12 protein-coding genes are annotated in these 12,812 nt (G+C 56.8%); 2 read left to right on the top strand and 10 right to left on the bottom strand.

What is annotated here, in order from left to right; genetic code table 11:
* Positions 1-121: 121 nt before the first annotated feature.
* The 10 genes from B7L15_RS01850 to ltnD form a co-directional block, all read right to left on the bottom strand.
* Positions 122-997, bottom strand: a complete 876-nt coding sequence (locus B7L15_RS01850; protein WP_085917361.1) for an NAD(P)-dependent oxidoreductase — start codon at positions 995-997, stop codon at positions 122-124.
* 30 nt (positions 998-1,027) lie between these two features.
* The gene (locus tag B7L15_RS01845) at positions 1,028-2,488 is read right to left on the bottom strand and encodes an aldehyde dehydrogenase family protein (protein WP_085917360.1); all 1,461 of its coding nucleotides are present in this window, start codon (positions 2,486-2,488) and stop codon (positions 1,028-1,030) included.
* A gap of 49 nt (positions 2,489-2,537) precedes the next feature.
* Positions 2,538-3,815, bottom strand: a complete 1,278-nt coding sequence (locus tag B7L15_RS01840; protein WP_085917359.1) for a TRAP transporter large permease — start codon at positions 3,813-3,815, stop codon at positions 2,538-2,540.
* On the bottom strand, positions 3,812-4,375 hold the full coding sequence (locus tag B7L15_RS01835; protein ID WP_085917358.1) for a TRAP transporter small permease: 564 nt from the start codon (positions 4,373-4,375) through the stop codon (positions 3,812-3,814). The genes B7L15_RS01840 and B7L15_RS01835 overlap by 4 nt, the downstream gene beginning before the upstream one ends.
* Positions 4,376-4,434: 59 nt before the next feature.
* Positions 4,435-5,433 (bottom strand): TRAP transporter substrate-binding protein, encoded by a 999-nt coding sequence (locus B7L15_RS01830; RefSeq protein ID WP_085917357.1) that lies wholly within the window; start codon positions 5,431-5,433, stop codon positions 4,435-4,437.
* Positions 5,434-5,538: 105 nt separating this feature from the next.
* The gene (denD, locus tag B7L15_RS01825; RefSeq protein ID WP_085917356.1) at positions 5,539-6,501 is read right to left on the bottom strand and encodes a D-erythronate dehydrogenase; all 963 of its coding nucleotides are present in this window, start codon (positions 6,499-6,501) and stop codon (positions 5,539-5,541) included.
* Between the two features lie 50 nt (positions 6,502-6,551).
* The gene (otnI, locus tag B7L15_RS01820) at positions 6,552-7,349 is read right to left on the bottom strand and encodes a 2-oxo-tetronate isomerase (RefSeq protein WP_085917355.1); all 798 of its coding nucleotides are present in this window, start codon (positions 7,347-7,349) and stop codon (positions 6,552-6,554) included.
* 54 nt (positions 7,350-7,403) lie between these two features.
* Positions 7,404-8,051 (bottom strand): 3-oxo-tetronate 4-phosphate decarboxylase, encoded by a 648-nt coding sequence (gene otnC, locus B7L15_RS01815; protein WP_085917354.1) that lies wholly within the window; start codon positions 8,049-8,051, stop codon positions 7,404-7,406.
* A complete protein-coding gene (otnK, locus tag B7L15_RS01810) occupies positions 8,048-9,343 on the bottom strand; it encodes a 3-oxo-tetronate kinase (protein ID WP_085917353.1) in 1,296 nt (431 codons plus the stop codon). Before otnK ends, otnC begins: the two co-directional genes overlap by 4 nt.
* Before the next feature lie 3 nt (positions 9,344-9,346).
* Entirely contained in the window at positions 9,347-10,294 is a 948-nt protein-coding gene (ltnD, locus tag B7L15_RS01805; protein WP_176243615.1) for an L-threonate dehydrogenase, read from the bottom strand.
* Between the two features lie 151 nt (positions 10,295-10,445).
* Here ltnD and B7L15_RS01800 point away from each other — a divergent pair, with 151 nt between their 5' ends.
* Together B7L15_RS01800 and B7L15_RS01795 are read left to right on the top strand one after the other, a co-directional pair.
* On the top strand, positions 10,446-11,480 hold the full coding sequence (locus B7L15_RS01800) for a LacI family DNA-binding transcriptional regulator (RefSeq protein ID WP_254902829.1): 1,035 nt from the start codon (positions 10,446-10,448) through the stop codon (positions 11,478-11,480).
* Positions 11,481-11,596: 116 nt separating this feature from the next.
* Positions 11,597-12,721: an RNA-guided endonuclease InsQ/TnpB family protein gene (locus tag B7L15_RS01795; protein WP_085917350.1), complete on the top strand. Its 1,125-nt coding sequence runs from the start codon at positions 11,597-11,599 to the stop codon at positions 12,719-12,721.
* Positions 12,722-12,812: the final 91 nt, after the last annotated feature.

The raw sequence follows: 12,812 nt of genomic DNA, 5'->3' as shown, positions 1-12,812 counted from the left end.
GAAAGGATTGCTCTAACCCTGCAGGCCACCCTTTTCAACGCATGCATTCAAACCATATGGACAGCATCTGCTATTTTTGGATGCCTCCGCCCGACGGGGCGGAGCTTTCCGCATAATCAGGCTAAGTTCGCTTCTCCAGAACACCGATCACCTCCGGCACAGCCGCTGTCGTGTCGTCGATAGACGTATAAAGGGCATGAACTGCCTCGGCAACGCCACGCTCCACCCCCAGTTCGTTGGTCATGGTGTGATAGTAACCCAGGTCTTTAGTGGCATTGGCAACGGTGAACTTGAAACCCGAGGGGTCATTGCCAACGATATAAGGGCGCAGTCGCTCCAGTACAACGCCTCCTCCGCCACCCGCTCCCAGCACTTCCAACAGCGCGCTGTCGCTAATACCCGCCTTGCGAGAAGCAGCCGTGGCCTCGGCCAGCACCGCCGAAAAGCCCAACGACACAAAGTTATGCAGTAGCTTTAGCGTATGCCCGGCGCCTACGTCCCCAGCATGGGCAATGTTTTCGGCAAACCCCTGCAGTAGTGGCAGGGTTTCATCGAATAACGCCGTCGGGGCGCCGACAATCAGATTAAGCCGTCCCTCTTCCGCTTCTTTAGGGGTACGCGTCATCGCCGCATCCATAAACCGGCCACCTGCCGCCACCACCCTGGCTGCCACTGTTTCTGTCGAACTGGGTAGTGCGGTAGAACAGTCGACGACGACACTGCCGGGCTTTAAGCCTTCCAGAACGCCGTTGGGCTCAAAGAGCACCGCTTCTACTTGCGGCGATCCGGTGACGCATAAAATCACCACCTCTGCATTTTGTGCTACTTCCCGGCCCGAACTCAGCGGGATGGCACCGGCTGCCATGAGATCATCCACAGGCTGATTACCTGGATGTTCAAGAAAGCTGACCTCATGGCCTGCACGCAGCAGGCTATTGGCAATACCATGGCCCATCAGGCCCACACCGACAATGCCTACCTGTCGAGATGTTGTCATTGTTATCGCTCCATTTATATTGCTGACATCCTAGTTGTGCTTGATCGCGACGGTCTTGATCCGTGTATAGCTGCGCAAGCCCTCAAAGCCTTTCTCCCGGCCATGGCCAGAGCGGCCAACGCCGCCGAAAGGAAGCTCCACGCCCCCGGCGGCCCCGTAGTTATTGACGAATACCTGGCCGCTGCGAATGCCTTTGGCCAAGCGTAGCTGGCGACCACCATCGCGGGTCCATATACCGGCGCACAGGCCAAAATCCGTGGCGTTGGCCAATGCGAGAGCTTCTGCTTCATCTTCAAACACCTGCACCACCAGCACAGGGCCAAACAACTCCTCGTGAAGCACTTCATGCCCTTTGGGGATATCCGTAAGCAGTTGAGGAAGTACGAAATGACCGCCAGTGGGTGCATTGGGTGCCAACTGCCCCATTGCCGCCACGCGGATGCCATCCGCTTTGGCGGCGGCCAGACGTTCTTCCAGCTTGGCTTTCTGACGCGCATTGATCAGCGGGCCACAGTCAGCATCCGCTTCACCTGCATCACAGCGCAGGGCAGCGAAGCGCTCACAAAGATTCGCGACGACGCTATCGGCGATCTCGCGCTGAACCAGGAGGCGGCTGCCCGCTGAACACGTCTGCCCAGCGTTTTGAATAATCCCTTTGATGACGGCGGGAAGCGCCGCATCGAGATCCGCATCCGCAAACACCAATTGAGGCGATTTGCCCCCCAACTCCAATGTCACAGGAACATGATGCTGCGCGGCCGCTTGGGCGACGTGCGTACCCGTTTCAGGCGACCCCGTAAAAGAGAGATGATCAATATCAGGGTGTGACGCCAACGCAGCCCCCGCCTCAGAGCCAAGCCCTGGCACCACGTTAAGCGCACCGGCGGGTAAACCATGATCCACGGCCAGCTCCGCCAAGCGTAGAACGCTTAAACAGGCGTCTTCCGCCGGTTTGAGCACAATCGTATTTCCAGCCGCCAACGCTGCCGCCACACAGCGTCCAAAAATCTGTGACGGGTAGTTCCAGGGAATAATCTGGGCGCAAACACCGTAAGGCTCGCGCAGCGTCATCACGGCGAAATCGGTTTCAAAAGGAATGGTTTCACCATGCAGCTTGTCAGCCGCACCACCGTAGAAGCGAAAATAGCGGGTGCAGGCAGCAATATCGCCCTTGGCCTGTGCCATGGGCTTACCGGTGTCGGCACACTCAAGCTGCGCCAGCTGTTCCTGATGCCCTTCGATAGTATCGGCGAAACGAAGTAACCATTCACTGCGTTGGCGGGCGGACCAACTGGCCCATTCACCTGACTGGCCGGAAAAAGACTGCTGCGCTGCCTTTACCGCGGCATCTACATGGTCTGGCTGACAGCGCGCAATGCGTGTCAATGGCTCCCCCGTGGCAGGTGCCTCTACCTCCAGCGTGGTGGCGGAATTCACCCAATCACCACCAATGAGGGCCTGTTGTGGCGGAAAGTCCGTCGTCTTCAACATGAAATACTCCTGTTATTGTCCTTGTTTGATTCACTTCAAAGCCACTCACCTAACCATAAAGAAAATCCACCAACCCAAGCGAAATCCACGGCATATAGGTAATCGCCATCAAACACGCCAAGATCACCAGTACAAAACGAACCAACCAGGGCAGCATCTGATCGATCGATATCTTGGCCACCGCACAAGCTGCAAAGAGATTCACGCCCAACGGCGGTGTAATCATGCCAAGGGCCAGGTTAACCACCATCACAAGGCCAAAATGAACGGGATGAATGCCGAACTGCATCGCGATCGGGGTCAAGATGGGGGCCAGCACCAGAATGGCGGCGGACGTTTCAATAAACATACCGACGACTAACAGCAACCCATTGACCACCAGCAGGAACATCATGGGGTCATTGATCGTGTTGGTCACCAGGGTGGCGATTTGCGCGGGGAGTCCCGTGCGGCTGAGAAGAAAACTAAATAGCGAGGCCGCCGCAATGATCAGCATGACGGCGGCGGTAGAGATCACGCTTTGGCGAAAAATCGGCAAAATATCGTCTATTTTTAATTCACGGTAGTAGAAGCCACCGACGATGAGGGCAAAAAATACCGCCACAGCTGATGCTTCGGTAGGCGTGAACACACCACCGTAAATCCCCCCGATGACGACCACTGGCATGAGCATTGCCACCCACGCACGCTTGACCGAGACCATAAAGCCGGTGCTGTCTTTATAATCTTCTTTACCAAAGCCCCGCACCTTACAGAAAAGATAAAGAAAGATGATCAGCGCGCTGCCAATCAATATGCCTGGCCCCACGCCTGCAAGAAATAGCTGCCCAATGGACGTATCGGTACTCACACCATACAAAATCAACGGAATCGACGGCGGAATAAGCACCCCTAGCTCCGCAGACGTGGCCTGAATGGAGGCCGCCAACGGCCTGGGATAGCCATGTTTCACCATGGCGGGAATCAAAATGGCACCGATCGCAAAGGTTGTGGCCACACTTGACCCTGAGACCGCTGCAAACATCATGCATGTCAGTACACAGGACATCGCCAGACCGCCCTGCACCCTCCCTACGATGGACTTGGCCAGATCCACCAGGCGTTGAGATATTCCGCCTGCCGCCATCAGGTTACCGGCGAGAATAAAGAAAGGAATGGCCATTAATGGGAACTTATCAATGCCGATAAACATCTGCTGAGGCACCAGCAGTAATGGCAACCGAGTGAAGAACTCAATGCCGATAATCGATGCCAGAATGATGGAAATAGCAATCGGCACACCGACCGTAAATAGAATGATCAAGGACAGACCAATCACCATGTTCATGGCTGAGATCCTCCTTTTGGCAAGTCGCCCTCTTGAGGCAGCTCTGCCTCTGGTAACGTCTCGCTATTTTCCGGACCCACCTGCTCTCGATCATTTAACTGCGCCAACAACCTTGCAACGGCGGCAACGATCGCAAAACATGACCCCATGGGAATCGCCGCATACGCCCATGACATCGATATATTCATGCCCGACATGGTCTGGCTACTTACCCGCATGGTCATCTGTATCCCGTAATGAATCAGCACGCCAAGCACCAATAGGCAACACACCACAATGACGATTTCCAGTAGCTTCATAAAACGCGTTGGAACGAGTTTATAAATGACCTCTACCGCCATCATGTAACCACCCCGAAAGGTAGCCGCCGCGGCCATGAACACACACCAGATCATCGCCGTGCGCGAGGCGACTTCAGACCAGGTAGAAGGCGCATTAAAAACAAAGCGAGTGAGGACTTGGTAAAAACTTAGCGTCACTGATATGGCTAGCATCACTACTGCAATGAGCAGGGCTAAGCGTGTTAAGTGGCTTTCCAGACGAAGAAATACCGCTAGCATAAAGGGTCACCGTGCAGAAACGGCCTCCAGAAGACTGGAGGCCGAAGTGGAGGAAGTGCTCAGCAATCGCTGGCTTTTTCCTGAACGCGCTCAAGCATTTCGTTGCCGTACTCAGAGGTAAATATCTCGTAAGCTGGCTTCACCGCTTCCTGGAAAGGCGCAACATCAATATCCGTTTTGACCGTCATGCCTTTCTCTTCGAGCAGTGCTACGCCTTCACGCTCCAGGCGTGAAACTTCTTCACGGGTTGCTTCAGCAGAGGCTTGTGCTGCCTGCTCAAACCAGCCACGCTCCTCCTCGCTCAAACCATCCATGAAAATCGGCGACCCCAGCACAACAGCCGGTGAATAGACATGTCCGGTTAGCGAAAGGTAGTCCTGCACTTCCCAGAAGTTGGTGGCGACAATCACAGTGATCGGGTTTTCCTGACCATCCACGGTCCCTTGTTGTAGCGCCGTGAAAAGTTCAGGGAATGCCATGGGGGTCGGACGTGCGCCCATTTGCCGAAACGCTTCCTGGTGCACCGAATTTTCCATTGTGCGAACGCGTAAACCTTCTGCATCTTCAGGCGTGGCGATCTCACGCTGGCTGTTGGTCATGTGTCGGAAGCCATTTTCCGACCAGGCCAGGCCCACTAGATTGTGATCACTCATTTTGGCGAGAAGCTCATCACCAAGATCACTGTCCAGTACGCAGCGCGCTTCTTCGTAGTCTTCAAATAGGAATGGCAAGTCGAGCACGTAGGTTTCCGGCACGAAGTTACCCAACGGACCCGTTGAAGTAATCACAAAGTCGACCGTGCCGATCTGCAAGCCTTCAATCATTTCCCGCTCACCGCCCAGGGAACCCGACGGATGTTCGTTCACGGTATAGGCCCCATCGGATAGCTCTTCCAGCGTCTCCTTGAAGGCATCTGCGCCCACCGAGTAATGCGACGAGGAAGACAGGGTATGGCCCAGGTTGACTTCCGTCGCCGCGTGGGCCTGAAGTGCAACGCCAGTAGTAGTGATGGCAGCGATAGCGGCCACGAGCGAGTGACGAGCAAAGTTCTTAGTCATCTTGATTCCCTCTTTTGTTATTTTGAGGGTGGGTTTTTTGGGCCCATCGCCACATGTGCGAACTTGGCCCAGGCAATTACCTACGGCGGTTAGCCGCGTAGGAACTCAAGCGCGTTCAGTCACGAACGCATCAATAATCTGTTTGAAATTTTCATCACCTACAAAGCCAAGCTGTTTGGCTTTTGCCGTGTCAAAGCGCGCCGGCCAGCTTGCCACAATGGCTTCAATGCGCGGGTCGGGCTCATGGCGTACTAATGAAAAGGCTTTCTCTCCTGCTGCGTCGCGCAGCGCTTCCAGCATTTCTGCCACCGTGATGGTAATGCCCGGCAACATGAACGCCCGAAAAGTGCCCAGCGCCTCACCCGGCACCTCTGCACCGTGGACAAGCGCATCGACGACCTTACCCGGCGACATCACGAACATGGGCAGTTCTACCGGCACCGGGCAGATCGCTTCTTCGCCATTCAGTGGTTCGCGTAAGATACTGGAAGCAAAGCTGGACGCAGCCGCATTCGGCCGCCCAGGCCGAATGACAATCGTCGGCAGGCGCAGCACAAGACCGTCGACCAATCCTCGGCGGCTATAATCATTGACCAACAACTCCGACATGGCTTTCTGAGCGCCGTAAGAGTTTTGCGGGTGAAGCGCCGTCATATCATCCAGCACCTCGGGCAAGTCTCCGCCGTAAGCCGCTACCGAGCTGGCCATGATCAAGCGGGTATCACTCAGTTCCCGCTGGCGGCAAGCTTCCAACAGCGCACGGGTCGCATCGAAATTGACCCTTAGCCCCAGGTCAAAATCCGCTTCGGCCGCCGAACTCACAACGGCTGCCAGGTGGTAGATAACATCCGGGCGTTGCTCAAAAACGCGATCCAGTGCGCCCGGCTCGGTAATATCCAGCGCCATGGGCGTCACCGCGACATTGCCGGCTTCGGGCTGCGGCGCTTCCACCTGGTCAATCAGCGTTAACCGTGTGACGGGCTGCTGGCGAAGCTCACCACGCGCGAGCAGTTGATGTACCAAACGCTGGCCGAGAAAACCTGCCGCGCCCGTAATGGCTATATGCATCTTTTTGCTCCTGATAGACGGCGATTGTTGTTCATTTACGTTAAACCCTGTCAGTGACCCGTCAGCCCCCACGGTTCGCCCCAGCCTAGACCCGCGCGGGTATCGGCGCGTGGTCGATACTCACAACCAATCCAGCCGCGATAGCCCAATGCACTCAAACGGTCAAAAATAGCGGGATAGTGGACTTCACCCACATCCGGCTCGTGGCGCTCCGGCACCCCTGCGACTTGAATATGGCCGATGGCGCTGAACTGACGTTCAAGGTGGCGGATCAAGTCGCCGTCCATGATTTGGCAGTGATAAAGATCAAACTGGAGCTTTACATTTTCCGCGCCTACCTCTTTTATGACGGCCATGGCCTGGGCCTGGCGAGATAGAAAAAAGCCCGGCATATCACGCGTATTGATCGGCTCGATGAGCACTTCTCGCCCCACTTTGGCGGCCTCACCCGCTGCAAAGCGAAGGTTGCGTACGTAGGTGGCATGATGCTCAGCCTGAGTAGCGGCATCAGCGCCTTCCGGGAGTAAACCGGCCATGGCATGGACGCGCGGGCAGTTGAGGGTTTCGGCGTAACGCAGCGCTTCAACCACCGAGTCACGAAACTCGGCTTCGCGCCCCGGCAAGCTTGCCAGACCTCTTTCACCCGCCTCCCAATCGCCAGGCGGCAGGTTGAACAGCACCTGCTCCAACTGGCATTCGTGCAATGCCTGGCGCAATTCTTCACGAGAAAACGCATAAGGAAACAGATACTCGACGCCTTTAAAGCCCGCCTTTCCAGCCGCGGAAAAGCGGTCCATAAAGCTGTATTCGTTAAACAGCATGCTGAGGTTGGCAGCCAATCGAATCATAGCGGTGCTCTTGTTCTTGATGCGTGTTAATTGATAGCGATACGTCAACAGCTTCTAATCCCGCGGGAATTTAGCTTCCAGATCCGCCACCTGCTCCGGCGTCAGCCCCCGGGGATTCTGGCCGCGTAACAGCAGGTAGAGCTTGGCTGTCTCTTCCAGCTCTTCGGTGGCATACACAGCGGCATCAAGGTTTTTCCCCGCCACCACCGGCCCGTGGTTGGCCAGAAGCACCGCGCTGTGTTTACCCGCCAGGCCACGAACCGCGTCGCCTAGCTTTGGGTCCCCCGGCATGTGGTAGGGCACGAGCGGCAGCTTCCCGACCCGCATCACGTAATAAGCAGTGAGCGGCGGAATACAATCGCATTGGTCTATTTCAGGCAGACACGAAACGGCGACCGAGTGGGTGGAGTGCAGATGCACAATCGCCCCTGACTGAGGCCGCTCCGCATACATCGCCATATGGAGGAACTGTTCTTTGGTGGGCTTATCGCCACCCAGCAACTGGCCCTTGTCATCCAGGTGCGAAATGCGCGCTGGATCCAGTCGACCCAAGCAGGCGTTAGTGGGGGTCATGAGCCAGCCACCATCATCCAGGCGGACGCTGATGTTGCCGCTGGACCCCATCGTCAGGCCACGATCAAACAATGACTTGCCCAGGAGGCTGATCTGATCCCGCAGGATGTTCTGGTCGTGAAGGCTCATGCCAGCACCTCGAACGCTCTTGTGAAGAAGTCGACGCCGCCAAAGTTGCCTGACTTCAGCGCCATGGAGAGCGGTGCCACACGCCCGGATAGCGGGGCCTGGGTCCAGGGCACGCCGGGGTCGATCTGCTCGCCAATGTGCAAGGCCGTAATGCCCAACGCCGATACCACGGCACCTGACGTTTCGCCCCCGGCGACCAGCAACCGGCCAACCCCCTCCTTGACCAGAGTGACCGCCAACTGGCTGAGCGCCTCTTCTACCAGCGCACCGGCGCGCGCAACGCCCAGCGCTTGCTGCGCTGCATTGACCTTTTCAGGCACAGCCGAGGCATAGATCAGTATGGGGGCTTCTTGAGACAACCGTTGCCGAGCAAAGGCCAATGCCTTTTCCTGCTGCCCTCCTTCAGCCAACGCCAACGGGTCAAGCGCGAAGCCACCATCGGGGTGTTTGGTCAGAAAATCCTCCACCTGGGCGAGCGTGGCACGGGAACAACTGCCGGAAAGCACCAGTGCACTTCCCTCGGCGGGGGATAAACGCCCTGGTTCATTGATAGTATCCAGCCAGCCATGGGCCCGATACTGGGCAGGCAACGCCTGACCCAGACCAGAGCCGCCAGTGACCAAGGGCATCAGAACGGTCGCTTCAGCGAGGACATCCAGGTCCTTTTCGTCCAGGGAATCGCAAATCACATGATGCACATCCTCGTCGGCAAGCGCAGATAAATGCTTACGCGTTGCGTCAGCGCCCCGGGCGAGCACCGCGCGGTTGGCTAGCCCCACGGGGTGCGATGTTTGCCGCGAGAGTACCCGCACCAGGTCTGCATCCTGCATGGGGTTCAATGGGTGGTTCTGCATGCCGCTGTCGTTGAGCAATCGATCACCCACAAACAGATGCCCCTGATAGACCGTACGGCCGTTAACCGGGAAGGCGGGCACCATGACGGTTTGAGACGCGCCCAACGCATCAAGCAGCGCATCAGCGACCGGGCCGATGTTGCCCTGGTCGGTGGAATCGAACGTGGAGCAGTACTTGAAGAACACCTGGCGGGCCCCCTGCCCGCGGAGCCAGTCCAGCGCCGCGAGGGAGTCGGCCACGGCCTCATCCACCGGGCAGGAACGGGACTTCAGCGCTACCACCACCGCATCAATATGCGTCAGGTCAATGTCCTCCTGCGGCACACCGATCACCTGCAGGCAGCGCATGCCGCCACGCACCAGGTTATTGGCAAGGTCGGTAGCCCCAGTGAAGTCATCGGCAATGGCGCCCAATACGATGCTAGATCCCATCCCCATTGTTCAGGCTCCCTGGTTGTCGTTGGCGGCTTCTGGCAATGTGATACCCGATAACCGCTGATAAACTTTAATCACCGACGAATCATCTTCGCGACCGAAACCGGCACCGCTGGCAGCAGTAAACTGCTGCAGCGCACTGGCGGCGACCGGCGTTGATAGCGATAGTTCGCGTCCGGTTTGATGCACGATATTGAGATCTTTAACGAAGATGTCCACGGCCGAAAGCGGCGTGTAGTCGCCACTCAGAATATGCGGCACCCGGTTTTCGAACATCCAGGAATTGCCTGCCGAGTGGGTAATCACCTCGTAAATAACGTCGGGGTCGAGCCCCATGCGAATCCCCAGCGCCATCGCTTCAGCCGCGGTGGCAATATGCACGCCTGCCAAGAGTTGATTGACCAGCTTCATGCTGGAACCCACCCCTGGGGCATCGCCAAGGCGGTACACCTTGGCGGCCATGGCGTCGAGCACTGACTGGCCATAGGTAAAAGCCTCCTCAGCCCCGGACGCCATCACTGATAGTTCGCCGCTTTTGGCTTTGGCGGCACCGCCGCTAATTGGCGCATCGAGGAGCATCAAGCCCGCGGCCGACAAACGTTCACCAAGCTGTTTTGCCTGGCTGGGCGCCACCGTTGCACACTGGATGATCAGGCTACCCGGCGCCAGGTGGCTTACCACACCCTGTTCACCGAACAGCACTTGTTCCGCCTGCGCCCCGTTAACGACAACCACCAACACAATATGGCAATGAGCAAGTTCAGCAGGGGTTGCCACGCTTTGCCCGCCTGCTGCCGCAAAGGCATCGCGCGCCTGAGCGGAAATATCACACCCGGTCACGTTAAAGCCCTGCTGGTGCAAGGTGGAGGCGGTTCCCATCCCCATGGCGCCCAGGCCAATAACGCCTACTTGAAGTGATTGTTTATTGTCTTGACTCACTGGCTGCCACCTCAATTTTTGTTGCGTTGGTTGCCATCAACACGGTGCTATTTATTAAATCGCCCGTCATTTCAAGGCGTATGATAGCGCTGTCATGATAGCGCTATCATTCTTTTTAGATTATTATTTTTACATTGACAAGCTAAACATCAGGTCCATACAACCAATGTCTAAAGATTCCTTACATACCGCTAAAAATCGACGCCACTCCGACCAGATCACGCTCACCCAAGTCGCCAAATCGGCAGGCGTATCGCCGATTACGGCATCGAGAGCACTCAACAACCCGGCCAAGGTTAGCGACACAACCCGACGCAACGTTTTAGAGGCCGTGGAACGCCTGGGCTACGTGCCTAACCTGGTCGCCGGGAGCCTGGCCTCTTCTCGTTCAAGGTTGATTGCCGTCATCGTGCCGTCACTGATCAATAGCGTGTTTGTTGAAGTCATCAAGGGGTTACAGGAAACGCTGGAAGCCGAGGGCTATCAGATACTGCTGGGTAATACCGACTACGACCTGGATCGCGAGTATCAGTTAGTGCGCACCTTCCTGGGCTGGTCCTGCTCGGCATTGGTCACTGCCGGACTTCGCCATAACAAGGCCTGTCATAAACTGCTGGCGAACTGGGATCACCCCATCATGGAAGTGATGGAACTGGGCAAAGGCATGGACCTTAATGTCGGTCTCGATCACGTCGCTGCAGGCCGCTGTATGGCCAGCCACTTGGTGGATAAAGGCTATCGGGATATTGTTTATGTGGGCGCACAACTCGCGCAGGATTACCGGGCCAGCATGCGTTATGAAGGGCATAAAGCGGTGTTGCAAGCCAATGGCATTGACGCGCCACTGGTCGAACTCGACACCCTGGGAAGTCTAAAGGCTGGCTCCGAGAGCCTTGACCAGGTGTTTGCTCGACACCCCAATACTAAAGCCATTCATTTCGCCAACGATGACCTTGCGGCCGGCGCACTGCTTGCTGCCCAACGCCGGGGGCTTAATATCCCCAAGGATATCGCTATTGCCGGATTCAATGGCCTGCCGCTTGGACAGCACGTCACTCCCCAACTGACCACGATCCTGTCCCCCCGGGAAGAAATGGGCCGTTTAGCCGCCAAAGAGCTGATCCGTCGGCTAAGCGGTAAAAATGTTGTCCGCCGTCAGCATGATGTCGGTTTCAAGCTTCAACTGGGTGAGAGCACTTAATCCAGCTTTTTTACCAAACAGCGCATAAAGCATCGCCCAATCGGGCGGTGATATAAGCGCGCACCGCAACGCGGTGCCAGGTTGATTTAGGCCCAAACCCCTGATATTTTTCCAGTATGACAAAGCGTGCCTACAAAGAGCGATTTTATCCCACCCCCGAGCAAGCGGCATTGCTGGCGCAGTCGTTCGGTTGTGCTCGTTTTGTCTGGAACAACACCTTGGCTTATCGCACTGAGGCGTATCAGCTGCTTGGCGAGTCGGTATCGCACTCAGCGGCTGAAAGGCGCCTGGTGGGCTTGAAGGCTGAGTTTTCGTGGCTCAAGGAAGTATCGAGCGTGATTTTGCAGCAGACGCTGCGCGATCAAAAAGCCGCCTTCGATAACTTCAACAACCCCAAGCTCAAAGCGCGGTATCCGCGCTTCAAGCGCAAGAACGGTCGGCAGTCGATCCGATTGACCAAGGCCGCCTTTCGTTATCGGGATGGCGAGATCACCATCGCTAAGACCACGGCACCATTGCCGATCCGCTGGAGTCGCCCGCTGCCCAGCGCACCCTCCAGTATCACGATTTCGAAAGACCGCGCCGGACGCTATTTCATCAGCTGCTTGTGCGCGTTCGATCCCGAGACGCTGCCAGTCACGTCAAAGACGGTAGGTATTGACCTTGGCCTGGCTGACCTGTTCATCACCAGCGACGGCGTAAAATTGGGCAATCCGCGCCATCTGAAACGTTATGAAGCCAAGCTGGCCTACTTGCAGCGCCGATTGGCGAAAAAGCAGAAAGGCTCGAACAACCGAAACAAACAGCGTCAGAAAGTGGCGAAGCTGCATGCCAAGATCGTGGACTGCCGCCGCGATGCTCTCCACAAAGCGACACGCGCACTCGTTAACGAAAACCAAGTGCTGTGCATCGAGTCGTTGAGCATCATCGGTATGATCAAGAACCGCTCCTTGGCCAAGGCCATCAGCGATGCAGGCTGGGGAGAGTTTGTCCGCCAGCTTGAGTACAAGGCCGCCTGGGCAGGTCGGCAGTTGGTCAGGGTCAGCCAGTGGTTCCCCAGCAGCAAACTATGCCATGGCTGCGGCCACAAGGTGGAAAAATTGCCGCTCTCGCAGCGCCATTGGCGCTGTGGCAGTTGCGGTAACCCCATCGACCGCGACATCAACGCAGCTAACAATATTCGAACCGCCGGACTGGCGGGGTTAGCCTGTGGAGCGACTGGAGCGGGGACAGCGGTCTAGCCGCTGTCTAGTGAAGGCGTGTAGAAGCAGGAAGGTTCTGTGGGTGACCTCAGAACCCTCGCCCAAAGCGCGAAGCGCGGCGGGCGGGGAG

The sequence above is a fragment of the Halomonas sp. CSM-2 genome (assembly GCF_002119345.1).
Lineage (GTDB): Bacteria > Pseudomonadota > Gammaproteobacteria > Pseudomonadales > Halomonadaceae > Vreelandella > Vreelandella janggokensis.
Note: the sequence above shows the minus strand (reverse complement) of the source record. Positions and strands in the feature narration are given on the sequence as shown.

Bases quoted from the DNA above. Each gene is read 5' to 3' on its own strand.
- B7L15_RS01850 (WP_085917361.1), bottom strand. From the start codon at position 997: ATGACAACATCTCGACAGGTAGGCATTGTCGGTGTGGGCCTGATGGGC.
- B7L15_RS01845 (WP_085917360.1), bottom strand. From the start codon at position 2,488: ATGTTGAAGACGACGGACTTTCCGCCACAACAGGCCCTCATTGGTGGT.
- B7L15_RS01840 (WP_085917359.1), bottom strand. From the start codon at position 3,815: ATGAACATGGTGATTGGTCTGTCCTTGATCATTCTATTTACGGTCGGT.
- B7L15_RS01835 (WP_085917358.1), bottom strand. From the start codon at position 4,375: ATGCTAGCGGTATTTCTTCGTCTGGAAAGCCACTTAACACGCTTAGCC.
- B7L15_RS01830 (WP_085917357.1), bottom strand. From the start codon at position 5,433: ATGACTAAGAACTTTGCTCGTCACTCGCTCGTGGCCGCTATCGCTGCC.
- denD (WP_085917356.1), bottom strand. From the start codon at position 6,501: ATGCATATAGCCATTACGGGCGCGGCAGGTTTTCTCGGCCAGCGTTTG.
- otnI (WP_085917355.1), bottom strand. From the start codon at position 7,349: ATGATTCGATTGGCTGCCAACCTCAGCATGCTGTTTAACGAATACAGC.
- otnC (WP_085917354.1), bottom strand. From the start codon at position 8,051: ATGAGCCTTCACGACCAGAACATCCTGCGGGATCAGATCAGCCTCCTG.
- otnK (WP_085917353.1), bottom strand. From the start codon at position 9,343: ATGGGGATGGGATCTAGCATCGTATTGGGCGCCATTGCCGATGACTTC.
- B7L15_RS01800 (WP_254902829.1), top strand. From the start codon at position 10,446: ATGTCTAAAGATTCCTTACATACCGCTAAAAATCGACGCCACTCCGAC.
- B7L15_RS01795 (WP_085917350.1), top strand. From the start codon at position 11,597: ATGACAAAGCGTGCCTACAAAGAGCGATTTTATCCCACCCCCGAGCAA.